This is a genomic window from Sporosarcina sp. E16_3 (assembly GCF_017347125.1).
GTDB lineage: Bacteria > Bacillota > Bacilli > Bacillales_A > Planococcaceae > Sporosarcina.
The window spans coordinates 1-23262 of sequence record NZ_JADPRX010000027.1 but is presented as its reverse complement, the minus strand read 5'-3'; the positions used below and the strand labels follow the sequence as shown (position 1 = coordinate 23262).

Sequence of the window (23262 nt, the reverse complement as noted above, 5' to 3'; positions counted from 1 at the left end):
CAGGGGTAGCCGAAGCCCTAAGACTGGTGGCGAAGCCAATTGGCTTATGGCAAGAGGCATCCCCTAAGCGCCGAAGCGTTATTCAGTGGATTCATTTATTCAACTCACCTAGTTAATTATTTGTATTCAGAAAGCGACACATCGTCAGATCACCGTATAGCCCGGATCCCCTGATACCTATTCAGTAATGTATCCAGCTCTTGACTGCATGCGACGACAACCGGATGACTCAAACCAAAATCTTTTGCCTTCGCATACATATCATTTCTTTTAAATTTTATTAGTACCAATAGAAATCGCTTTTTGGGAATTTTTTTTACCATCCATGGTCCCTCCTTATTTACTTTTTTCATTATTTCTATTTTTCGATATAATTTACAGTAAGATACTTACAAATCTCATACATATGTCTTTCCCATAAAGTTGAACAACTAAACCTATTCTTAACTTAAATATGAATATTCGATGTTTTTTGGAATCTAGCCGTTATTCATTCATGATATAATGGACTTACTATGCACGAAAGAAAGAGGCACGGATATGACGCAACAATGGGATATGAAAACGTTTATGAAAGGTGCGTCGATTCTGACGATCTCCGCAATCATTGTGAAATTGCTTGGTGCAGTTTACCGAGTTCCATTCCAAAACCTTGTCGGTGACAAAGGGTTTTATATTTATCAGCAAGTGTACCCGTTCATCGGTATTTTTATTGTTTGGACGTCGTACGGCTTTGCAGTGGCTGTATCGAAACTACTTGCAGGAAGTACGAGTCGCGGTGAGGCAAAAGCAGTGATGCGTGTGGCATTTATATATCTTCTTTTATTATCAGTAACCTTTTTTGTTCTATTGACTGTTTTTGCTCCGTTTTTCGCACGTTCCATGGGCGATGCTGAACTCGTATCTCTCCTGCGGGCAGGTGCATATATTGTTCTGCTTATGCCGGCATTAGCAGTTTTGAAGGGGTCATTCCAATCGGAGGGGCGAATGGTTCCGGTTGCCATTTCTGGTGTAGGTGAGCAAGCCCTCCGTGTAACAGTTATTTTAATTGGGACATGGATTGCAGTATCTTCAGGTGCTTCGCTCTATACGGCGGGCGAAGTGGCAATGTGGGGGGCGGTCGTTGGGGAAAGTGCCGGTGTTGTTATTCTTGCGCTTTATTTCCGGAACACGTTCAAAGGGCCGCTGGAAAAAGTAAATACATGGCAAGTGGTGAAAGAATTGACGGTTGTCAGTTTAGGGGTTAGTGCTAGTTCACTGATTCTGCTGATGTTTCAACTGGCCGATTCATTTACGGTTTATAATATTCTTCTAACTAACGGTTTTGCGGGGAATACAGCCATGGTAATGAAGGGTGTCTACGATCGTGGGCAGCCACTCGTGCAAATGGGGATTTTGATTGCTTCGACATTAGCGCTCGCCATTGTTCCGCTTATCGCTCATCACTCGACAAAAAATGTGGGAAGAGGGGCACTGCCGTTTATCCGACTAACGTTCCGGACTGCTTTTCTATTCGGTTGGGCAGCTGCAGCGGGGCTTGCGCTTGTATTGCCTTATGTGAATGAAATGCTGTTTGAAACACGTGACGGTTCTGTTGCACTCATTATTTTCTCGTTACAAATTCTTTGGCTGTCGCTTATTTTACCGCTAACTGCGATGCTTCAAGGGGCTGGGAAAGTAAAAGTACCAACGCTCCTGCTAATCGGTGGACTGGTTATAAAAGTCTTTGCCAATCAACTTCTGGTCCCGCTTTGGGATGTCACAGGGGCGGCAATTGCAGGTAATATCGGTTTCGCAGCTATTACGTTTGGGTTACTACTATACTTTAAAAAGGTTTGGCCAATTCGCCTTGCGCCAGTACGTTTTTACGGATGGGTGATAGGGGCAACTGTCCTCATGATAGCGGTTGTCTTGCCGTGGATGCTCATTGCAGACGGGTTTTTATTAGACAAGTTGCCGGGGCGCATTGAAGCGACACTTATCGCATTAACATCCGTTTCGGCGGGAGCAGCTGTTTTCCTTTTCGTCGTTATGAAATCACGTATAATGGCAGAGAAAGAATGGTTTCTACTACCATTCGGTAAACGTTTAGCTACATTGCAATTACGACTTACTAAAAGAAAAGGTGAATGACATGAATGAGTTAACAATTATTGGTCTCGGCGCAGGGGACCTTGACCAATTGGCGCTTGGGACATATCGAAAGTTGAAAGAGGCTACCTGCATTGTCGCGCGTACGGACCAGCACCCTGCTGTCGCCGAATTAAGGGCGGAAGGCATTGTCCTAACAAGCTTCGATGAAATTTATGAAAAACACGACTCGTTCGAGCAAGTATATGATGAAATCGTAGAACAGCTGCTCATTATGTGTGCACAACAACCGGTTACCTATGTTGTACCGGGGCATCCACTCGTTGCGGAACGGACGGTACAATTATTAGTCGAGAAAGAACGTCAAGGTTTAATCCAGATGGAAATTGCCGGTGGAAATAGCTTTCTTGACCCAATTTTTGCAGCTTTACGCATTGATCCAATTGAAGGGTTCCAGTTACTAGACGGTACGGATATGAAACGCGATGATGTCCATATGAAGCAGCATATTTTGATTGGACAAGTGTACGATGCATTTGTGGCATCTGAGGTAAAATTGTCACTGATGGAGAAATACGCTTTCGATCATCCTGTGACAATTGTAACGGCGGCCGGTTCTACGGGCGAGCAATTGATTACAGTTCCGCTATTTGAACTGGACCGCGTAACTGAAATTAATAATTTGACGACCGTTTACGTGCCGCCCGTCGTTGAACGAGAAGCACGGCTGAAAGATTGGTCAACGTTCAGGGAAATTATTGCCGCACTACGCGCTCCGGGCGGTTGCCCGTGGGATCGTGAACAGACGCATGCGTCATTGAAGCGTTATTTGGTTGAAGAAGCACATGAGCTACTAGAGGCAATCGATAAACAAGATGACGAAGCTGTCATAGAAGAACTTGGTGATGTGCTACTGCAAGTATTCCTTCATACTCAAATTGGCGAAGACGACGGCTATTTTGCGATGGAAGACGTCCTTCAAGCAGTTGGTTCAAAAATGATTCGCCGTCATCCGCATGTTTTTGGAGATAAAAGCGTAGACAATTCAGAAGAGGTCCTTCAAAATTGGCAGGACATCAAGAAGCAGGAAAAACCGCAAGCTGAATCACTCTTACATGGTCAAGAACGTCCTTCTTCATCGCTTCTGACGTCACTTAATTATCAAAAAGAGGCGGCGAAGGTTGGGTTTGACTGGCCAACGATTGACGGTGCTTTTGAAAAGTTTGAGGAAGAATGGATGGAGTTCCGCAAAGAACTAGTGAACGGAACGAAATACAGTCAAATGGACGAACTAGGTGACGTTCTGTTTACAATCGTTAACATTGCGCGCTTCCTCAAGCTATCTCCAGAAGAAGCGATGGTTCACGCCAATCAAAAGTTCAATAGACGGTTTTCATTCGTCGAAAAGAGTGTGAAAGATGGACAGGGCAAGTTTACTGACTATACACTTGATGAACTTGAAGCGTTTTGGAAACTAGCCAAAGAAGGGGAAGATAATCATGAGACTTGATAAATTCTTGAAAGTATCCCGCCTGATCAAAAGACGGACACTGGCGAAACAAGTGGCTGATCAAGGGCGTATAACAATCAATGAAAAAGTGGCGAAAGCGTCATCGGTTGTAAAAGAAAGCGATGAATTAGCCATCCGTTTCGGGCAGAAAATCGTAACGGTAAAAATCAACATGCTGAAAGATACGACGAAAAAAGACGATGCTGCCTCAATGTACACAATTTTGAACGAAGAGAAGCTTGAAAAAGTGGAACCGGAATTCATGGATGACGAAGACTAAACAACATGACAGGGAATATTCCTGTCATGTTTTTTTATACCCGGGCATAAGCTAGCAGTGAACGTACAAGCCAAAGGGGGAAGCATATAATGCAATTTCAAACTGATAGTCCTACGTACGCGATACCATCAGGAGACCACGTTGTTACAATGCGCAATAGAAAACGAATGGACTTGACGTCGGTAAAATCAATTGACCGTTTCGATCAGGAAGAATTTCTAGTTCGAACATCACAAGGATTGTTGCAAATCCGCGGAGAGGAACTACGCATCGTCCATTTAGATGTCGATAAAGGACTTCTAACATTGGAGGGAACGGTCGGCACGATTCAATATGATGAAGAAGAATCAGGCTCAAAAGGTTTCCTCCATAAATTGTTTGGATGAGTCTATCCGTTCAATTTCTTAGCCTGCTCGCTATGATTGGGACAGGCATTGTTGCTGGGGCATTCATGGATATGATCGGAACAGGTACCGCACACGCTGGGAAGAAATCAATTATTCGGAAGCGTGCGGTCTGGCTTGAAGTCATTGGATGGATACTAGTCGGATGTTGGACGTTTTATATCCTTTACCTTGTCAGGGATGGGGCGTGGCGAATATATGATCCGTTTGCACAGATTAGTGGAATGTTGCTATACGTAACTACTTTTTATAAGCCGTTTCGGTTTGTTGGGCGGATCTTGTTGGTTTTGTTTATAAGACCACTCTTGTTCCTCGCGCGTCTGGTAGTATCTATTGTAAGTCTAGTCATTCGTTTTATTGTGAAAGTCTTGGCAGTCCTCTTTACACCATTTGTTAAAATATTCCGTATCATTTCCGGGAAACTCTTTAAAAGAAGAGTGAAATGATATATAATATATGAACTAACAAGTTGTAGTGTGTGAAGAGGGGAAGTGCAAGACGTGGAACAGAAACAGCAGAGGAAATCGTCCGAAAGGGTCGCGTCGATTCAAACTGAATATGTCCGCTCACTTCAAAAGAAAGAGACTAGGAAGAATGCGCGGAAAGTCCGTTTATATCGTAGACTGGCTGTGTTTGCTATTGCCGCCGCTATAATTCTTGGTGGCCTAACGAATATGTTCATCAATCAAAAACATGCGTTAGCGGCGAAGGAACAGCAAAAAGTAGAGGTGCTGGCCCAGCTCGAAGGGGTGCAGGAAGAACAAGAAATGCTAAAGAGACAACTTGTGAAATTGAATGATGATGACTATATCGCAAAACTTGCTCGCAAGGAATATTTCTTGTCTGAAAAGAATGAAATTATTTTTTCTATACCCGAAAACAAGAAAAAAACAGATGAACAAGATAAAGGAAAAGAGTAGTCTTATTGACACTCTTTTTTTATTGGCTATAATGGAAGTAAGGATCCTGCAATTTGCAGGGCTCATTAATACGGTTGCAAGGCTCCCAGCGCGGGGCCCGCTTAAATTTTAAGGAGGAGCATTTTTTTTATGTCAATTGAAGTAGGCAGCAAGCTAGAGGGTAAAGTAACAGGAATCACAAACTTCGGGGCGTTTGTTGAGCTACCGAATGGCTCAACAGGCCTGGTCCATATCAGTGAAGTAGCGGACAATTATGTCAAGGACATTAACGATCATTTTAAAGTCGGTGACATGGTTGAAGTGAAAGTGATGAACGTCGGTGCAGATGGTAAAATTGGGTTATCGATTAGAAAAGCGAAGCCTGAATCTGAACAGCGTCCAGAACGTCCTCAGCGCCCGCAACGTCCGCGTCAAGGTGGTGGCCGTCCTGCTATGGATCGCCCAGAGAACTTTGAACAAAAGATGGCAAAGTTCATGAAAGACAGCGAAGAGCGTCTCTCTACTTTGAAAAGAGCGACAGAATCGAAACGCGGTGGCCGTGGCGCAAGCAGAGGGTAACTTGCTAGCTGTTTCAATTCATGAAAAAGTGTATGAATAGTGTAGGGAAAAACAGCGAACAAAGGGAATAACCCTTGTTCGCTGTTTTTTTGTATTGTTGACGCGGAGGGGTTTGGAGAATGTGGCGAACTGTGATGGCAACTGGATAGACTGTGATGGCAATCGTGAACTATCATGGCATTCGTATAAACTGTCATTCCAAGTCGTAAAACTATCACGGAAAATGGCATAAACCGCCACACCTCACCAAACAACCACCCACTTTTTTATTGCAGAAAAAAGCAGTTCCTACGTCGTGAATTCACGACGTAGGAACTGCTTTTTCGGAAACTTATTGTCCAGCCTCTGGACGGCTGTTCCTGCATTTCATTAATGGCGGCAGAGGGGTTCGAACCCCCGACCTCACGGGTATGAACCGTACGCTCTAGCCAGCTGAGCTACGCCGCCTTCGTGTATTCTGGTAAGCACCTGTTTTCGCTTGTACAGAACAACAATACTTATAATACAAGTGAAACAATGAAGTGTCAACCCGTGTTAGGAAAAAGAAAAAACAGTTCGGAATGAGTCGAAACATTTAGTTTTCTTGTTGTCATGAACAGACAATTTCTTTCCATTTGCCTATGTATACTCAAGGCATAGTAGACATAGGGGGAATGGGAAATGAAGCTAATTGATCAATTAGTGCGTCCAGTAGGCCATCCGATTGGTATGTATGTCGAGATGATTGGAAAACGAAAAATGCATATTTTAGTTGCGACTCTATTCTTATTTGGATCTTTTTTCTTGTCGCAAGCCGTCTTGTTCGATGCAGCGGTTCCTTTTTTCTTGCCGGTGTGGGCACTTGCGCGAGCCCGCTTCAGAAAGCATCTTATATGGGTGTTCATTGGCGGGATGTTTGGGAGTGCATTCCTTGGTCTTGGACAGGCTGTTATACATCTATTGATGCTTGCGTTATTTAATGCGGTTATTAAATATCCGCTAATGCGAAAATCGGTGCCGCTAACAGTAGCGGGATGCATTATCGTTGTTCAAGTGTTGTGGCAGTTCATTATGCATGTCGGGCAACCACCAGTAAATGTTCAATTATATATAGGCTTTGAAGCAGTCCTTGCTTTATTCATGACATTCTTCCTCTTTGTCGCATTTCCTGCCGCAGATCGAATCTTCTTTGGTAAATGGACGCCTGAACGTCTTGGAGCCGCCTGCCTTGTCGGTGCGCTGGCTACAACTGGCATGAACGGGCTTATGTTAGGTCCTGTTTCGGTTTCAGGTACACTCATTCACCTGACTATCTTGCTTGCGGCACTTGTGGGAGGACTGCCATTTTCAACAACAATCGCAATGATCATTGCCGCAATTGTGGGAGTGGCGGAATTATCCTTCACTGGAATGATGGCGGTATATGGCATGACAGGTTTTTTTGCAGGTACACTCCGCCGGTTTGGAAAAGTTGGTATCGTGTTAGGTGCGGCCTCTGTATCTTTATTTTTCCTTATGTATGATTTGACCCTGCCACTTGATACTTCGCACTTTGTAACGATCGCTACTGCAACAATTATTTTTTTACTAATCCCATCGAAAAGACTAGAGCCGATTAAACACATTTTTTATCCGGAGAATACGGAAACTACTGAAAAACAACAAAAATGGTTAGCGGAACGCCTAGACGAACAACTAGCTGATTTCCAGAAGTTCTCTGAATTTATGTCGACGCTTGTTGGCGACCGGTTTCCCCCCCGCGATAATGCCGATGTATTGCCTCAGCAAGTAATACCGAAGATTTGCCAGTCGTGTTTTCGTCATGCTAAATGCTGGGAAGGCGGAGATAATGATATGGGCGGGCTACTAAGTGAATGGGAAGCGACCTATTCTATGACGAAAAAAGCTAAACGTCACCGTGTTGAGGAAAAAATTAAATATAAGTGCATCCGATTCAATGGATTGGTGACGGAACTTGAGGAACAAGCTGCCAGCCGTTTATTGACGGGACAACTACAGCATGGACGAAAAATGCTTGCCCTCCAGTTGCGTGATATGAGCACCCACCTGGATAAAATCATGAATGAAGTAAAAGAGGATTTGACTGTTTATAAGCCTGCCGAGGAAGAGTTGGCGAAACGGCTCCAAGAGAAAGATATTGAGTACTTCCAGATTGATGTTTTACCAGGGGAGAGGGGAGCGCGTCGCATCATCTGTTGTATTCCCGAGAAAAGATCTGACTTTGAAACAGATACGACAGTTGCTGAAAGGTTTATTCTGCCGATTCTTGAAGAAATGTACGATGAGCCGTTCCGGGTCGCCAAATCTGCCGTTTTACAAGACCCTTTTCCGCATATCCAACTAACTTTTGGTTCGGCAGTTCGTTTTACTCTTGATTATGGTATTGCGGCAACATCAGGCGGGGAAACATTTCACGCAGGTGATGCATATGAAGTGTTCCCGATTCATGAAGGGTTAACCGCAGTTTTGTTGTCGGATGGAATGGGCCAGGATCTAAATGCATATCGTGAGAGTCGAAAGGTAATTCGTTTGATGCGAGAATGTTTGGACCGGAAAATGGATCCTGAAACAGCTATGCATACCTTGCATTATATGATGTCTTTGAACGGGCTGGATGATATGTACGCCACGCTTGACCTGGCCCTCGTTGATTTGCAAGACGGTCGTATATGGTCTTGGAAGGCAGGGTCGATGAGCACGTATATTAAACGCGGTGACGATTTTTTAAGACTGGATAGTAAATCTGTACCCGTCGGTTTTCTTCCATCCTTTTCTGTGGAGGCAAAAAACGAAGAGTTAAAGTCAGGAGACATTATACTTATGTTAACGGACGGTATCTTTAATGGTGATGTCCCGCTTGAGAAACAAGAGAATTCGTTATACAACACACTTGAAAAGTACGGAGGGTTCGAATGTGACAAAATTGCGGACCGTATTATGCATGAAATGGAGCGAAGGTTTGGTGTAATTGGAGACGATCGAACTGTGTTAGTTATGAAAATCGACCATGTTCTTCCAAAGTGGTCTAGTTTCACACCCTATTCACAAACTATTTCCCGGGAAAGGGTATTCGGTTGAATGCGTAAGGGAGTGAGTCCCCTCCTTTAGTTATTCTATGGTAAAATCAGAATAATAGTAGATTAGAAAAGAGCAGGGAGCGGGGCAATGGATAAATTTAAACAGACTATATTCGGCTTTATCAAGAAGTGGTCACTCATCGCCCCGGGGGACCGTATTTTAATCGCCTGTTCGGGTGGTGTAGATTCAGTGGCGCTTTTACATTTCATGGCTTCAAATCGAGACAGAATGGGGATTGAAGTTGCCGCAATTCACGTCGATCATAAATTACGCGGGAAAGAGTCCGCGGAAGATGGCACATTTGTGGCAAGGCTGTGTGAAGTGTATGGAATTCCGTTTTTTGGCGGAAGTGTCCCGGTTCCAGCTATTATTGAGAAAGAAGGCGGCAATGTGCAAGCTGTCTGTCGGGAAGGCCGATATGCTTTTTTCGAGAGGGTCATGACAAAGCATGATTATGATGTTTTGGCAACGGCACATCATGCAGAAGATCAGTTGGAAACGGTCTTGATGCAAGTAACGAAAGGCAGTCAGCCTTTGGGGATGTCGGTGAAGCGTGAAGTTGAAGGCGGATTCCTTATTCGACCTTTCCTTCCGGCTATGAAAGCGGACCTCTATTCATATGTAGGGGAGCACGAATTACATTTTCGTGAAGATCCAAGTAATGAAAGTGATGCCTATCTGCGTAATCGTTACCGTCACAAAATTGTTCCGTTTATTCTTGCTGAAAACCCGGGAGCCGCTGAAAATGCAGTAAGAATATCAGGTTATCTACAGGAAGATGAAGAATTGCTTGAAATGCTGGCGCGGGAACGCTTTACTGAAATTACTAAGTTCACAGAAGCGGGCCTGCCTGTCGTTGACGGGAATGCTTTTTCCAGCATGCATCAAACTTTACAAAGACGGGTGATTACACTACTATTAAGGTATCTTTACAATGGGGAAATTATGCCCGTAAAATATAATTCTGCGCTTATAAGTCAACTGTTACACCATCTATTTTCGCAAGATGGGAATGTATCCATTAACCTTCCACGCGGTTACCGATTCATTCGGGAATATGGCGTGCTGACGTTCGTTCGCGAAACACCAGCCGAAGAAGTGGAGTTGCAAAAAGTGTTGCCGAAAGGCGTTTGGACCCGTTGGGGAAATGATTTTCAGCTTTATTGGAATGAAGTGAGTAACCTCGATACGGAGTTATTCACGGATACAGATGACATCATGTATTTTGACTTGCCTCACTCTGAACTTCCTCTGTCTATCAGGAGAAGAGAGGATGGGGATCGAATCTTGTTGCCGGGGATGACACACCCGAAACGTTTATCCAGGTTGTTTATCGATGAAAAGGTTGGCATGACAGAACGCGACCGATTACCGGTAATCATTACAGCGCAAGGTGAAATTTGTGCAGTTCCAGGAGTACGGTACGGAGTGGTATTTTCACGACGCAAGACAGATCAAAGTAAGTACATAGTTAGTACAAGAAAGTTATAATTGATCTGCATGAAAGAGGAGGAATTTCGATGTTGGGGAAAGATATCGAAGAAGTGCTAATTACAGAAGAACAGATTCAAGAGAAAATCCGTGAGCTTGGTGCGGTATTGACAGAAGAGTACCAAGACAAGTACGTACTTGCGATTGGTGTGCTTAAGGGTGGATTACCTTTCATGAGTGATCTCATTAAGCGTATCGATGCTTATATCGAACTCGATTTCATGGATGTTTCAAGTTATGGTAATGCAACAGTTTCATCAGGAGAAGTGAAAATCGTTAAAGATTTGAACACAAGTGTTGAAGGACGCGATGTACTCATTATTGAAGATATTATCGATAGTGGGAAAACATTAAGTTACCTTGTCGAATTGATGAAATACCGAAAAGCAAATTCTATTAAAATTGTTACTCTCCTCGATAAGCCAAGTGGCCGAAAAGTAGACTTAAAAGCGGATTACGTTGGTTTTGACGTACCGGATGCGTTTGTCGTTGGCTACGGACTTGATTACATGGAGAAATACAGAAACTTACCTTATATTGGCGTGTTGAAAAAGGAAATCTATTCTTTCTAAACAATTGTAGGAAAACCTATTAAAGGGTCGCGGAAAAGATTTTCTACTAAGGCATTTCCTTTGTAGGATGAATCAGACCTGTGATAAGATTTACACTAGTTTTCTGTCTAATGAAATGAGGAGGCTTGGGATGAATCGAATACTTCGATACTTTCTATTATACGGACTGATATTTCTTGCAATCATGGGGATATTCAGTTCACTAAACAATACAAACCCGAAACAGAAAGAGATTCGTTACGATGAATTCATTACTGCGTTGGAAGATGGAAAAGTAACAACAGTAAGTTTGCAGCCAGTTCAACTTGTCCTTAATGTGAAGGGCACAATGAAAGGCTACAAGGATGGCGAAGAGTTCGTCACGAATATTATGAATGATACCAAGACGCAGGAAGATATCCGTACACTTGCTACGCAAACTAAAACGAATATCACAATCTTACCAACTCCTGTTGCGAGTGCGTGGGTATCCTTCTTCACAGGTCTTCTACCGTTCATCATCATCTTCATCTTGTTCTTCTTCCTGTTAAATCAGGCGCAAGGCGGAGGAGGCGGCGGTGGCCGTGTTATGAACTTCGGTAAGAGTAAGGCGAAGCTTCATACGGATGACCGAAAAAAAGTTCGTTTCACGGATGTTGCTGGTGCTGACGAGGAAAAAGCGGAACTTGTGGAAGTTGTTGACTTCCTGAAAGATTCACGTAAATTCGTTGAAGTCGGTGCACGTATTCCTAGAGGGATCCTGTTAGTTGGACCTCCTGGTACCGGTAAAACGTTGTTGGCGCGTGCGGTTGCAGGTGAAGCGGGTGTTCCGTTCTTCTCAATCTCAGGTTCTGATTTCGTGGAAATGTTCGTTGGGGTTGGTGCATCACGTGTACGTGACCTTTTCGAAAATGCTAAAAAGAATGCACCATGTATTATTTTCATCGATGAAATCGATGCGGTCGGTCGCCAACGTGGCGCGGGCCTCGGTGGTGGACACGATGAACGTGAACAAACATTGAACCAACTTCTTGTTGAAATGGATGGTTTCGGTGAGAACGAAGGGGTTATCATTGTTGCTGCAACAAACCGCCCTGATATTCTTGACCCTGCACTTCTGCGTCCAGGACGTTTTGACCGTCAGATTACAGTTGGTCGTCCGGATGTAAAAGGAAGAGAAGCAGTTCTTCAAGTCCATGCGCGCAACAAGCCACTTGACGACACTGTCAACTTGAAGGCACTTGCACAACGTACACCTGGATTCTCGGGTGCAGACCTTGAAAACTTATTGAACGAGGCAGCACTTGTTGCTGCAAGACGCGATAAAACGAAAATCGATATGTCGGACATCGACGAAGCAACGGACCGGGTTATTGCGGGACCTGCGAAGACGAGTCGCGTTATTTCGAAAAAAGAACGCGATATTGTAGCGTTCCATGAAGCGGGTCACGTTGTTGTAGGGCTAATGCTCGATGACGCTGAAATCGTTCATAAAGTAACAATCGTCCCTCGCGGACAGGCAGGCGGTTATGCCGTTATGCTTCCGAAAGAGGATCGTTACTTCATGACGAAACCTGAACTTCTTGATAAAATTGCTGGACTTCTTGGTGGTCGTGTAGCGGAAGAAATCGTTCTCGGCGAAGTTTCAACTGGAGCTCACAATGACTTCCAGCGCGCAACTGGTCTGGCTCGTTCGATGGTAACTGAATACGGAATGAGTGATAAACTCGGACCGATGCAGTTCGGTCAGGCGCAAGGGCAGGTATTCCTGGGTCGCGACTTCAACTCTGAACAGAACTATTCTGAAGCGATTGCGTATGAAATCGACCAAGAAATGCAACGTATCATCAAAGAGCAATACGCTCGTACAAAAGAAATCCTTTCTGGAAAACGTGAGTTGCTTGATTTGATTGCAACGACGCTTCTTGAAGTAGAAACACTCGACGCGGAGCAAATTAATCATCTAAAAGATCATGGCACATTGCCTGATCGTCCATACGGTCGTTATGGCTTGGACAATAAAGATGAAGCAGCTAAGAGCGTAGATCTTTCGAAAGAAGGAGATGACACAGTCATTTCTGATGCAACTGGAGCACCTACGGACCCAGCTATCGGTGATTTACCGAAAGAGTACAAAACGGACCAAACTCTTAAGTCAATTAACGAAGAACGCAAAGACTGAACACCTAATAAGGGCCGACTGTTTCTTTTGAGACAGTCGGCTTTTTTCTATCCATGGATATGTGGTATGATGTGTTGGAAAATGACGAAGTTAGCGAGGAAACCATTATGCTATTAGTGCTAGATACAGGAAATACAAATATTGTCCTTGGCGTCTATGAACAGGGGCAGCTTAAATATCATTGGCGCATGGAAACCTATAGACATAAGACCGAAGATGAGTATGCGATGCAAGTGAAATCTTTGTTTTTGCACGTAGGGCTCTCTTTTGACGATGTAACTGGCATTATCATTTCGTCCGTTGTCCCGCCAGTTATGTTTCCCCTGGAACAAATGTGCAGGAAATATTTTAACCAAAAACCGCTTATTGTTGGCCCTGGTCTCAAAACAGGATTGAATATCAAATACGAAAATCCGCGTGAAGTCGGAGCGGATCGGATTGTCAATGCGGTAGCGGCTGTTCATGAATACGGCAGTCCGTTGATTATCGTTGATTTTGGTACAGCGACAACCTATTGTTATGTGAATGAAAAAGGCGAATACATGGGTGGGGCAATTGCGCCAGGTATCGGAATTTCAATGGAGGCTTTGTTCGACCGAGCATCTAAATTGCCGCGGATCGAACTGACAAAACCGGATCATGTTGTAGGGAAAAGCACGGTAGCTGCTATGCAGGCTGGAATTGTTTATGGTTATGTTGGGCAAGTTGATGGTATTGTTGCCCGCATGAAAGCGCAAAGTAAGGAAGAACCAACTGTCATTGCTACTGGAGGGCTTGCTGGTTTGATCGCAAGTGAAACGACGGTGATTGATGTCGTTGACAACTTCTTGACGCTAAAAGGGCTTCATCTAATTTATGAACGAAACATGTAAAAGGAGCAGATAATAAATGAATGATTACTTAGTTAAAGCACTCGCGTTCGACGGAACAATCCGGGCGTATGCGGCTCGCTCGACAGAAACGGTATCAGAAGTTCAACGTCGTCATGCAATGTGGCCGACTGCAACAGCAGCTTTAGGGCGTTCAATGACAGCGGCGGTCATGATGGGTGCCATGTCAAAAGGCGAGGATAAACTGACAATAAAAGTTGATGGCAATGGACCGATTGGTTCGATGATTATCGATGCAAACGCGCATGGCGAGGTTCGGGGTTATGCGTCCAATCCGCAAACGCATTTTGATTTAAATGAGCAGGGGAAACTTGACGTGAGGCGTGCGGTTGGAACAGATGGCTTGTTGTCGGTTGTTAAAGATCTAGGGCTTCGTGATTTCTTTACGGGGCAAGTTCCGATTGTATCGGGTGAAATTGCTGAAGATTTTACGGAGTACTTTGTCGTTTCGGAGCAGGTACCTTCTGCAGTGGGACTTGGTGTGCTGGTTAACCCGGACAATACAGTGAAAGCTGCCGGTGGTTTCATTATTCAGGTTATGCCTGGCGCAACGGAAGAGACAATTGTGGAGTTGGAAGAGCGTATTGCTAACGTTGAACCGATTTCGACGTTGATTGCCCGTGGCCTTACGCCTGAGGAGATACTTGGAGAGGTTCTCGGAACGGCAAACGTGGAAATTCTTGATCAGATGGCTGTTTCGTTCTCGTGTAATTGCTCGAGGGAACGATTTGGAAATGCGATTATCGGTCTTGGAGAGCACGAGATACGAGACATGATTGAAGAGGATGGACAAGCTGAAGCACACTGTCACTTCTGTATGGAGACATATGTATATCCAAAAGAAGTTTTGGAAGGTTTTATCGATGAAATACAATCAGAAGCCTGAAGAAACGACAAGTTCGCAGAAACGCAAACTGAAGACGAAACCGCTCATCCTATTAATTGTAATTCTTTTAGCTTTCAATATCTTCTGGTTCGTTGGTTGGCTCATACCGGACAAATCGAAGCAGACAGATGAGGAAGTGGCGTCGGTCGCAGGTAAGCCCATTACGAGGGAACAGTGGATGTCGGCAATGGAAAAAGAAGTGGGACGCGAAACTCTTCTTGACCTTGTAAATGAAAAAGTGATGGCGGTAGCCGCGGAACAATACGGTATTAATGTATCTGATAAGGAAATTGATCTTGAAATTTCGCTTATTCGTTCTGTAGACGGGCGCTCTCATTCTGGTCAAGGTGAGGAGGGAATGCGTCAGAAAATCCGTTCCAACCTCATCCTCGAAAAGGTATTAACGAAAGATATTGTTGTTAAAGATGATGCGGTAAAGAAGCAGTACGATGAAAATACTGCACTTTACAATATTTTAACGGCATATAGAACTGCTATTATTGTCGTTCCAACGAAAACTGATGCGGAACAGACGATTGAAGAGCTTTCAAAAGGTTCGAGTTTTGATGTCCTTGCAAAAGAGCGGTCGACAGATCTCGCTTCGGCTAGTCTTGGTGGGGATATCGGTTATATCAACGATTCGACTGATGCAACCGACAAGGCAATCGTCGAAGCTGTGTCGAATGCGAATGAAGGATTGACGAGTGGGGTTATAACCTTGAGTGATGGTACATATGCTGTTATTCGTGTAAGTGAAGTAGTTAAAGGGCAGTCGTTTTCATTTAAGGAAGTAAAAGATCATATCAAGCGTGAAATTGCGCTTGAGCAGCTTCCGCAAACGGTTAGTCCGGAAGCGTTTTGGAAAGAATTCGACGCAAAGTGGTTTTACGGTAAATAATAGAAAGCTGTTTGGAAGCCGATATAAATTGGTGTTTCCGGACAGCTTTTCTTAGTTAAGCGGATTAAGTCTGAAAATATAGGGAAAAGAATACATATAGTGGGCATTCAATTGTTGACAATGTTCACATAACGGTAGTAATATTAATAGTATAAGACATATCAAAATAGTAGGAATTAGGAGATGATATAAATGACGTTAGTTGGAAACTCTATTGCGGATCTTGTTGGCAAGACGCCTCTAGTTAAAATGAACAGAATGACTGGTGCAGATGATGCGGATGTTTATTTGAAACTGGAGTACATGAATCCGGGATCTAGTGTTAAAGATCGTATTGCACTGGCGATGATTGAAGCGGCTGAAAAGTCTGGAGATTTAAAAGAGGGAAGTACGATTATTGAACCGACAAGCGGTAACACGGGAATTGGTCTTGCGATGATCGCGGCGGCGAAAGGATATAAGGCTGTTTTGGTTATGCCGGATACGATGAGTACAGAGAGACGCAATCTACTTCGTGCTTATGGCGCGGATCTTGTGTTAACGCCGGGTGCAGAAGGTATGAAAGGCGCTATCGGTAAAGCAGAAGAGCTTTCAAAGGAAAATGGTTGGTTCATGCCACAACAGTTTAACAATGAAGCGAATCCTGAAATACACCGTTTAACGACAGGCCCTGAAATTGCAGATGCGCTGGATCGCGTGGATGCGTTCGTATCTGGAATTGGAACGGGTGGTACGATTACAGGGGTAGGTAGCGTCTTGAAAGAGCGCTTTCCAGAAGTAAGTATCATTGCTGTTGAACCGACAGACTCACCTGTGCTATCGGGCGGAAAGCCGGGTCCGCACAAAATTCAAGGGATTGGTGCAGGGTTCATTCCGAAAGTTCTCAATACTGATATTTACGATGAAATCGTCCAAGTAACGAACGATGAAGCGTATGACACAGCGAGACGTGCAGCACGCGAAGAGGGTATTCTTGGTGGTGTTTCATCTGGGGCGGCAATATTTGCAGCGCTTCAAGTTGCGAAGAGGCTTGGGAAAGGGAAGAAAGTTGTTGCGATTCTTCCGTCGAACGGCGAGCGCTACTTGAGTACGCCACTTTATCAGTTTGACGAAGAGTAATAGGGTGGAAGGGGGAGAGGCTGAGATGCTTCTTCTTTTTTGTCGTTGAGATTTGTATGTAGTGGTTGGGTATGGTCGCCCTTCAAATAAAAAGTTGCCATCTGCTTTTCTTTTTATAGCGTAAAATGGCTTTTACGCGGTAAGATGAAGATATTAATTGTTATCGGGAGGAAACTGGGATGAACGAACAAAAGATAGCTTATACGACAGTGGCAATGACGAAAGAACAACTATTCTATGCTTATAAAGAGTTGGCACACGAGCATGACAGTCATATTCTCCTTGAAAGTGGACGCGGCGGAGCATTATGTATGGCGGGAATTGATCCGCTTGTTACGTTACGGACGTTGGATGGCGATAACTTACAACTTATCTGGCGTGATGGTACGGAAGAGGTAAGAGAAGGAAATCCACTTGAATTGTTAAATGAATTTGTTAAGTCCTATGAAATGGAATCTATTCCTGGACTGCCAGATTTTCAAGGTGGTGCAGCTGGATTCATCAGTTACGATTATGTTCGTACTTATGAAAATATACCGGTCGATACACTAGATGATCTCGATACACCTGATTTGTTCTTCTATTTATTCGACCGCTGGGTAGTGCTTGACGTTAAGACTGAAATTGCATATTTCATGACACTTCCGGGTCGCGGATTGGAGCCGGCAGAGTTGGAAGTTGAATGGTTGGCTGCAGCTTCGGAAGGATTGAGCAAGCAAGTCTTCACACCAGGCAAAGCGACGGAAGTGTTGTTGGATGAAGGGGATCTTGCTGTGTCAGTGACGGGACCTCAGTTCGAACAGATGGTCCGCGACGTGCAGGCTTATATTGCAAGCGGGGATGTCGTACAAGTCAATCTTTCGGTAAGGCAATCAAAACAGCTGACCGTTCATCCGTTAGATGTGTATGAAGCGTTGCGCTCGTTCAATCCGTCGCCATATATGGCGTCACTAGGTTCACCTGAATTTTCCGTTGTCTCGGGTTCACCCGAACTGCTACTGAAAAAACGTGGGGATGAACTAAGTACGAGACCAATCGGCGGAACAAGGCCTAGAGGGATAGATGAAACCGAAGACGCGGCGCTTAAAGCAGAATTATTATCGAATGAAAAAGAGACTGGCGAACATATAATGCTCGTAGACTTGGAACGGGAAGACTTTGAACGTGTTTGTGCACCTGGAACGGTGGAAACGGATGAATTCATGGTTGTGGAGAAATATTCACACGTTATGCACCTTGTGTCGAACGTTCGTGGAACGGCGGCAGAAGGTATTACGAATGCAGAAATTGTGAAAGGAGTGTTCCCGGGAGGTTCAATTACGGGTTCACCAAAACTCCGGACAATGGAAATTATTGAAGAACTTGAACCGACGCGAAGAGGGTTATATACAGGATCTATTGGTTGGTTTGGCTTTAATGGTGATTTCGAACTGAATATCGTTATTCGAACGGCCTATATCAAGGATGGTATTGCACATATTCAAGCTGGTGCTGGTCTTGTCGCTGATTCGGTACCGGAAGCGGAGTATATAGAATCATTGAATAAGGCAAAAGCACTTTGGCAAGCAAAGGCAATGGCTGAAAAGTAAGATTGGGGGATTCTCTATGTGGTGTTGGATGAATGGTGAATTCCTGCGTGCGGAAGAGTTAAAGATCTCCCCGTTCGATCATGGATTTCTATACGGCGCCGGATTTTTTGAAACCTTCAGGACTTACGGCGGTAATGTGCTCTTGTATGATAAACATATGGAAAGATTGCATGCAGCACTTACGGAGTACCGCATTACGATGCCTTACGATGAAACCGAAATTCTTGCGGCTGTGCGTAAACTGGATGACTTAAATGGTGGACAGGATGGCTATTTCCGGTTAAATGTTTCGGCGGGAGTTCATGACATCGGTCTTGCACCCTCTTCATACGCATCGCCGAATGTGATTTTATTCAGAAAAGAATTGGCTCCGGCTGTTCGTGGTACGGAAAAAAGGGCTGTTTGGCTTGAGACGACCCGTAATAAACCGGAAAGTACTGTGCGCCATAAATCGCATAATTTCCTTAATAACGTGCGGGGGCGGCTGGAGCTGCCTTCATTGAAAGAGTTGGAAGGCCTTTTCGTGACGGCGGAAAATTTTGTTGCGGAAGGCGTTACGTCAAATATATTTTGGGTGAAGAATGGCGTGCTGTTTACACCAGCCGTCGAAACGGGGATTCTTCCGGGGACGACACGTGCGTTTATTATTGAATGCGCTAGAGTTGCAGGGATTACTGTGAATGAAGGATTTTACGGTAAAGAACATGTGGAGGGCGCGGACGAGTTATTTGTCACGAATGCGGTGCAGGAACTTGTGCCGCTATCTATGGTTGAAGGATTTTCGCTACCAGGAGCAACGGGTGCTTATTATAAAAAGCTACATGAATTTTATATACAGGCAATAAATGAAATGGAAGAAGGTTGCTGTTGATGGAATTGGCTCGTGCACGTGATAGCTATCAGTTTAGTAATGCGGAAATGGATTTCAAGAAGGAAACAGTTATTATGGGTATTTTGAATGTGACGCCGGATTCATTTTCAGATGGCGGGAAATACGGTCGCATCGAAACAGCACTTAAGCACGCGGAAGAGATGCTTCGCGACGGGGCTAAGATTATCGATGTGGGCGGGGAATCAACTCGTCCAGGTCATGTACCAATCTCATTGGAAGAAGAGCTTGAACGAACAATTCCTGTTATCAGGGCCTTGACAAGAGAGTTTGGATGTACAGTGTCGATTGATACATATAAGGCGGGTGTCGCAGAAGAAGCGATTCTTGCGGGTGCACAGATTATAAACGATATATGGGGAGCGAAACGTGAACCGTATATCGCTGACGTTGCAGCAAAGCATGGCGTGCCGATTATATTGATGCATAATCGTAAAAAGGCGGAGTATGAGGGCGATTTTATGGATGAAGTAATCGCTGATTTGCAAGAAAGTGTCGGGATTGCAGTCGCAGCTGGTGTGGCGCATGATAATATCTGGCTCGACCCGGGCATCGGCTTCGCACGCAATGCTATTCAAAACATCTGGACGATGCAAGGACTTGATCGAATTTCACAAATGGGCTACCCGGTTCTTTTGGGTACTTCACGGAAGTCGTTAATCGGCAATGTGCTAGGATTGCCTGTCGAGGAACGGTTAGAAGGAACGGGCGCAACGGTTTGTTATGGGATTGAACACGGCTGCCACATTATGCGGGTTCATGACGTGAAGGAAATGGCACGAATGGCGAAAATGATGGATGTGCTGACGGGGAAAATGAATTTCGAACAATAGGAGGATGCACTATGGATTATATTCATCTGAATGAATTAGAGTTTTACGGGTATCACGGGGCGTTGCCTGAAGAAACGAAACTAGGCCAGCGTTTCCGTGTGACGGTGTCACTGGCGACGGATCTTTCGGAGGCGGGAAAAACGGATAATCTGGATAAAACGGTGAATTATGCGGAAGTATATAATGTATGTCAATCGATTGTAGAAGGAGAACCTGTAAAATTGATTGAAACGGTTGCGGAAAAAATTGCTACTGCTGTATTGGCTGAGTTTGCGGATAAAGTGACTGGTGTTCGTGTCGTACTCGTGAAACCGGATCCGCCGATTCCTGGTCATTATGCTTCGGTATCGGTTGATATTACGAGGGGGCACTTCCAGTGAGTGTAGCATACCTGTCGATTGGTTCGAATATTGGTGATCGATTGTATCATCTGACGGAGGCGGTACGGGCACTTCATTCGCACGACGGTATTATCGTTACATCGGTATCATCGATTTACGAAACGGCACCCGTTGGCTTTACGGATCAAGCGGACTTCCTCAACATGGTGGTATGTGTAGAAACAGCGTTAACAGCACAGGCCCTATTGGATGCGTGCCAAAAAATTGAACACGGACTCGGTCGGGTTCGTGATGTAAGATGGGGTCCGCGGACAGCCGACCTTGATATTTTGCTGTATAATAACGAAAATATTGAAACAGAAAACTTGATTGTGCCGCATCCAAGAATGTATGAGCGGGCCTTCGTTTTGATTCCACTTCTTGAAATTGCTCCATTAAAGGGTCGTGCGGTGATAGACGCGGGTGTAGTACTTTGGAGGAAGGTTAATGGAGTCGGTCATTTATTACAAGATGGCGAATGAAATGTCTCCAGCCATCTAGTTTGTAGAAACAGCTCATGACTTAACTAATCTAATGAACGGTTTTGCTGCTGAAATAATGGAACGCGAACAAGTAGCGTTTGGTGTAAGTGCTGTTTGAATCAGATGATCCAGGCCGCCGCGTATTGTGGGGGCTCTTTTTTTATGAAACAATCGAATAGTGCGGATAAGTAAAGCGTGTCCGGGCGGCACAAATTGTGTACAATAGATGCATGCTATCTAATGCAGCGGATAATGATGAAGGAGTGAAAGAAATGTCACACTTAGATGAAATGAACGACCAGCTTTTGGTGAGACGCCAGAAGATGCAGGATATACGGGAAAGTGGATTAGATCCATTCGGCTCGAGATTTGAACGTACACATCTATCAAATGAAATCCAAGAACAATTTGAAGAGATGTCAAAAGAAGATCTTGATGAAACGACTCATGAAGTAACAATTGCAGGTCGTATCATGACGAAACGTGGAAAAGGAAAAGCGGGATTTGCGAATCTGCAAGATCTTGGAGGCCAGGTCCAAATCTACGTAAGACAAGATGCGATTGGTGAGGATGCTTATAAGCTCTACAATAGTACAGACCTAGGCGATATTATCGGAATTACGGGTACGATCTTCAAGACGAAAGTTGGAGAACTTTCTATTAAAGCGACTGAATTCACGTTCCTTACAAAAGCGCTGCGCCCGCTACCTGAGAAATTCCATGGTCTAAAGGATATTGAACAACGTTACCGTCAGCGTTATTTAGATTTGATTGCAACAGAGGGTAGTAAAGAGACATTCATTCTAAGAAGCCGTATCATCCAGTCGATGCGTCGTTATTTAGATGGACAAGGTTTCCTTGAAGTTGAAACGCCGATGCTTCACGCAATTGCGGGGGGAGCTTCTGCACGTCCGTTTATCACACACCACAATGCACTCGATATGGAACTCTATATGCGTATTGCAATCGAACTCCATTTGAAACGCCTCATTGTAGGTGGACTTGAGAAGGTTTATGAAATTGGACGAGTATTCCGTAATGAAGGAACTTCGACGCGCCATAACCCTGAATTCACGATGATAGAACTATATGAAGCATATGCGGATTATAACGATATCATGGCATTGACGGAAAACATGGTCTCGCATATTGCACAAGAAGTGCTTGGTAAGACGGAAGTGCAGTACGGGGAAGATTTGATTAATTTAGCGCCAGGGTGGACTCGTCTGCATATGGTTGACGCAATCAAACAATATACGGGTGTCGACTTCTGGAAAGAAATGACGAAGGAAGAAGCCCATGCACTTGCTAAAGAACATGGAGTAGAAGTAAAAGCGACGATGGAAGTGGGGCATGTGCTGAATGAATTCTTCGAACAAAAAGTAGAAGAGCAACTTGTGCAGCCGACATTCATCTATGGGCACCCGGTTGAAATCTCGCCGCTTGCTAAGAAAAACCCGGAAGATGGTCGTTTTACAGATCGTTTCGAATTGTTCATTGTGCGTCGTGAACACGCGAATGCATTTACGGAGCTAAACGATCCAATCGATCAGCGTGAACGTTTCGAATCACAACTTGTTGAGAAAGAACAAGGGAATGACGAGGCGCATGATATGGACGATGACTTCATTGAAGCGCTTGAGTATGGGTTACCACCAACTGGGGGTCTTGGAATCGGAGTCGATCGACTTGTTATGTTGTTGACGAATGCGCAATCGATTCGTGACATCCTTCTATTCCCGCAGATGCGTCCGAAAGAATAAAGGAAGCAATCGCTGTACAATGCCCTTGAAAGCGCATTGTATAGCGGTTTTTGTTTTACTGGAGAAGAAATTAAAACTAATTTTGATATTAGTGTTGCATTTAAAAGAACCAGGTGTTATATTAGATAACGTTGCCAGTCCGACATAACGAAAACAGTCAAACAACGAAAAAAGAAATTGAAATTAGTTGTTGACACGGACGAAACAAAATGTTATGATATAAAAGTTGTCACCGAAACAACGACAACTACTAAAAACGAAGAACGCAAGTTAGTTCTTCCTACATGAACCTTGAAAACTGAACAGCAAAACATCAATGAAATACAGCGAGAGTGCTAACGCACTTGAGCAAAACGTTTCTAACTAAGCCAGCTTCGGTTGGTTGAAAAGAAACACACACAAGAATCTTCGGATTCGAGTCAGCAAGAAATGAGCTATTCATTTTCTTCTATTATGGAGAGTTTGATC

22 protein-coding genes and 1 tRNA gene are annotated in these 23262 nt (G+C 44.3%); 21 read left to right on the top strand and 2 right to left on the bottom strand.

The features are described 5' to 3' along the window. Positions 1–149 precede the first annotated feature (149 nt). Complete coding sequence (locus tag I2483_RS14550) at positions 150–323, bottom strand: aspartyl-phosphate phosphatase Spo0E family protein (protein WP_207277852.1); 174 nt, start codon at positions 321–323, stop codon at positions 150–152. 217 nt (positions 324–540) lie between these two features. Here I2483_RS14550 and I2483_RS14545 point away from each other — a divergent pair, with 217 nt between their 5' ends. The 7 genes from I2483_RS14545 to I2483_RS14515 all read left to right on the top strand — a co-directional run bounded on the left by I2483_RS14545 (position 541) and on the right by I2483_RS14515 (position 5763). After that, positions 541–2133 (top strand): putative polysaccharide biosynthesis protein, encoded by a 1593-nt coding sequence (locus I2483_RS14545; RefSeq protein ID WP_207277851.1) that lies wholly within the window; start codon positions 541–543, stop codon positions 2131–2133. Position 2134: 1 nt separating this feature from the next. After that, positions 2135–3601 (top strand): bifunctional methyltransferase/pyrophosphohydrolase YabN, encoded by a 1467-nt coding sequence (yabN, locus tag I2483_RS14540; RefSeq protein WP_207277850.1) that lies wholly within the window; start codon positions 2135–2137, stop codon positions 3599–3601. Then, positions 3591–3881 (top strand): RNA-binding S4 domain-containing protein, encoded by a 291-nt coding sequence (locus tag I2483_RS14535; RefSeq protein ID WP_207277849.1) that lies wholly within the window; start codon positions 3591–3593, stop codon positions 3879–3881. Before yabN ends, I2483_RS14535 begins: the two co-directional genes overlap by 11 nt. An 89-nt stretch (positions 3882–3970) precedes the next feature. Then, positions 3971–4267 (top strand): sporulation protein YabP, encoded by a 297-nt coding sequence (yabP, locus tag I2483_RS14530; RefSeq protein WP_067213728.1) that lies wholly within the window; start codon positions 3971–3973, stop codon positions 4265–4267. Then, positions 4264–4731, top strand: a complete 468-nt coding sequence (gene yabQ / locus I2483_RS14525; protein WP_207277848.1) for a spore cortex biosynthesis protein YabQ — start codon at positions 4264–4266, stop codon at positions 4729–4731. The genes yabP and yabQ overlap by 4 nt, the downstream gene beginning before the upstream one ends. 54 nt (positions 4732–4785) lie before the next feature. Then, entirely contained in the window at positions 4786–5205 is a 420-nt protein-coding gene (locus I2483_RS14520) for an FtsB family cell division protein (RefSeq protein ID WP_207277847.1), read from the top strand. 129 nt (positions 5206–5334) lie between these two features. Next, complete coding sequence (locus tag I2483_RS14515; RefSeq protein WP_067213725.1) at positions 5335–5763, top strand: S1 domain-containing RNA-binding protein; 429 nt, start codon at positions 5335–5337, stop codon at positions 5761–5763. Positions 5764–6136: 373 nt separating this feature from the next. On the opposite strand, the gene I2483_RS14510 is transcribed toward I2483_RS14515, so the two are convergent. Continuing rightward, positions 6137–6210, bottom strand: a tRNA-Met gene (locus tag I2483_RS14510). A 213-nt stretch (positions 6211–6423) separates the two neighbouring features. Here I2483_RS14510 and I2483_RS14505 point away from each other — a divergent pair. The 14 genes from I2483_RS14505 to lysS all read left to right on the top strand — a co-directional run bounded on the left by I2483_RS14505 (position 6424) and on the right by lysS (position 22794). Further along, positions 6424–8841 (top strand): SpoIIE family protein phosphatase, encoded by a 2418-nt coding sequence (locus I2483_RS14505; RefSeq protein ID WP_207277846.1) that lies wholly within the window; start codon positions 6424–6426, stop codon positions 8839–8841. Between the two features lie 87 nt (positions 8842–8928). After that, positions 8929–10332 carry a tRNA lysidine(34) synthetase TilS gene (gene tilS / locus I2483_RS14500; protein WP_207277845.1) on the top strand — a complete coding sequence of 468 codons (1404 nt, stop codon included), beginning with the start codon at positions 8929–8931 and terminating at the stop codon, positions 10330–10332. A 29-nt stretch (positions 10333–10361) separates the two neighbouring features. Then, positions 10362–10904 (top strand): hypoxanthine phosphoribosyltransferase, encoded by a 543-nt coding sequence (gene hpt / locus I2483_RS14495; RefSeq protein WP_186673366.1) that lies wholly within the window; start codon positions 10362–10364, stop codon positions 10902–10904. A 130-nt stretch (positions 10905–11034) separates the two neighbouring features. Beyond that, complete coding sequence (gene ftsH / locus I2483_RS14490) at positions 11035–13065, top strand: ATP-dependent zinc metalloprotease FtsH (protein WP_207277844.1); 2031 nt, start codon at positions 11035–11037, stop codon at positions 13063–13065. A gap of 107 nt (positions 13066–13172) precedes the next feature. Then, on the top strand, positions 13173–13937 hold the full coding sequence (locus tag I2483_RS14485; RefSeq protein ID WP_207277879.1) for a type III pantothenate kinase: 765 nt from the start codon (positions 13173–13175) through the stop codon (positions 13935–13937). 16 nt (positions 13938–13953) lie between these two features. Continuing rightward, positions 13954–14841 carry an Hsp33 family molecular chaperone HslO gene (gene hslO, locus I2483_RS14480; protein WP_207277843.1) on the top strand — a complete coding sequence of 296 codons (888 nt, stop codon included), beginning with the start codon at positions 13954–13956 and terminating at the stop codon, positions 14839–14841. After that, on the top strand, positions 14819–15739 hold the full coding sequence (locus I2483_RS14475; RefSeq protein WP_207277842.1) for a peptidyl-prolyl cis-trans isomerase: 921 nt from the start codon (positions 14819–14821) through the stop codon (positions 15737–15739). Before hslO ends, I2483_RS14475 begins: the two co-directional genes overlap by 23 nt. A gap of 192 nt (positions 15740–15931) precedes the next feature. After that, entirely contained in the window at positions 15932–16858 is a 927-nt protein-coding gene (cysK, locus tag I2483_RS14470; protein WP_207277841.1) for a cysteine synthase A, read from the top strand. Between the two features lie 179 nt (positions 16859–17037). Continuing rightward, the gene (locus tag I2483_RS14465; RefSeq protein ID WP_207277840.1) at positions 17038–18447 is read left to right on the top strand and encodes an anthranilate synthase component I family protein; all 1410 of its coding nucleotides are present in this window, start codon (positions 17038–17040) and stop codon (positions 18445–18447) included. A gap of 16 nt (positions 18448–18463) precedes the next feature. After that, the gene (pabC, locus tag I2483_RS14460; protein ID WP_207277839.1) at positions 18464–19318 is read left to right on the top strand and encodes an aminodeoxychorismate lyase; all 855 of its coding nucleotides are present in this window, start codon (positions 18464–18466) and stop codon (positions 19316–19318) included. Continuing rightward, positions 19318–20169 (top strand): dihydropteroate synthase, encoded by an 852-nt coding sequence (folP, locus tag I2483_RS14455; protein ID WP_207277878.1) that lies wholly within the window; start codon positions 19318–19320, stop codon positions 20167–20169. Before pabC ends, folP begins: the two co-directional genes overlap by 1 nt. Before the next feature lie 11 nt (positions 20170–20180). Beyond that, positions 20181–20549 (top strand): dihydroneopterin aldolase, encoded by a 369-nt coding sequence (gene folB, locus I2483_RS14450; protein WP_207277838.1) that lies wholly within the window; start codon positions 20181–20183, stop codon positions 20547–20549. Then, positions 20546–21031, top strand: coding sequence for a 2-amino-4-hydroxy-6-hydroxymethyldihydropteridine diphosphokinase (gene folK / locus I2483_RS14445; RefSeq protein WP_346267733.1), 486 nt, complete (start codon positions 20546–20548; stop codon positions 21029–21031). The genes folB and folK overlap by 4 nt, the downstream gene beginning before the upstream one ends. Positions 21032–21303: 272 nt before the next feature. Further along, positions 21304–22794, top strand: a complete 1491-nt coding sequence (gene lysS / locus I2483_RS14440) for a lysine--tRNA ligase (RefSeq protein WP_207277837.1) — start codon at positions 21304–21306, stop codon at positions 22792–22794. The last annotated feature ends 468 nt before the right edge of the window (positions 22795–23262 follow it).

Coding starts and splice junctions, on each gene's coding strand:
- I2483_RS14535 (WP_207277849.1), top strand. CDS start 3,591: ATGAGACTTGATAAATTCTTGAAAGTATCCCGCCTGATCAAAAGACGG.
- hslO (WP_207277843.1), top strand. CDS start 13,954: ATGAATGATTACTTAGTTAAAGCACTCGCGTTCGACGGAACAATCCGG.
- pabC (WP_207277839.1), top strand. CDS start 18,464: ATGTGGTGTTGGATGAATGGTGAATTCCTGCGTGCGGAAGAGTTAAAG.
- tilS (WP_207277845.1), top strand. CDS start 8,929: ATGGATAAATTTAAACAGACTATATTCGGCTTTATCAAGAAGTGGTCA.
- yabN (WP_207277850.1), top strand. CDS start 2,135: ATGAATGAGTTAACAATTATTGGTCTCGGCGCAGGGGACCTTGACCAA.
- ftsH (WP_207277844.1), top strand. CDS start 11,035: ATGAATCGAATACTTCGATACTTTCTATTATACGGACTGATATTTCTT.
- folB (WP_207277838.1), top strand. CDS start 20,181: ATGGATTATATTCATCTGAATGAATTAGAGTTTTACGGGTATCACGGG.
- I2483_RS14515 (WP_067213725.1), top strand. CDS start 5,335: ATGTCAATTGAAGTAGGCAGCAAGCTAGAGGGTAAAGTAACAGGAATC.
- I2483_RS14485 (WP_207277879.1), top strand. CDS start 13,173: ATGCTATTAGTGCTAGATACAGGAAATACAAATATTGTCCTTGGCGTC.
- I2483_RS14505 (WP_207277846.1), top strand. CDS start 6,424: ATGAAGCTAATTGATCAATTAGTGCGTCCAGTAGGCCATCCGATTGGT.
- yabQ (WP_207277848.1), top strand. CDS start 4,264: ATGAGTCTATCCGTTCAATTTCTTAGCCTGCTCGCTATGATTGGGACA.
- lysS (WP_207277837.1), top strand. CDS start 21,304: ATGTCACACTTAGATGAAATGAACGACCAGCTTTTGGTGAGACGCCAG.
- hpt (WP_186673366.1), top strand. CDS start 10,362: ATGTTGGGGAAAGATATCGAAGAAGTGCTAATTACAGAAGAACAGATT.
- I2483_RS14475 (WP_207277842.1), top strand. CDS start 14,819: ATGAAATACAATCAGAAGCCTGAAGAAACGACAAGTTCGCAGAAACGC.
- cysK (WP_207277841.1), top strand. CDS start 15,932: ATGACGTTAGTTGGAAACTCTATTGCGGATCTTGTTGGCAAGACGCCT.
- folP (WP_207277878.1), top strand. CDS start 19,318: ATGGAATTGGCTCGTGCACGTGATAGCTATCAGTTTAGTAATGCGGAA.
- yabP (WP_067213728.1), top strand. CDS start 3,971: ATGCAATTTCAAACTGATAGTCCTACGTACGCGATACCATCAGGAGAC.
- I2483_RS14465 (WP_207277840.1), top strand. CDS start 17,038: ATGAACGAACAAAAGATAGCTTATACGACAGTGGCAATGACGAAAGAA.
- I2483_RS14550 (WP_207277852.1), bottom strand. CDS start 323: ATGGTAAAAAAAATTCCCAAAAAGCGATTTCTATTGGTACTAATAAAA.
- I2483_RS14545 (WP_207277851.1), top strand. CDS start 541: ATGACGCAACAATGGGATATGAAAACGTTTATGAAAGGTGCGTCGATT.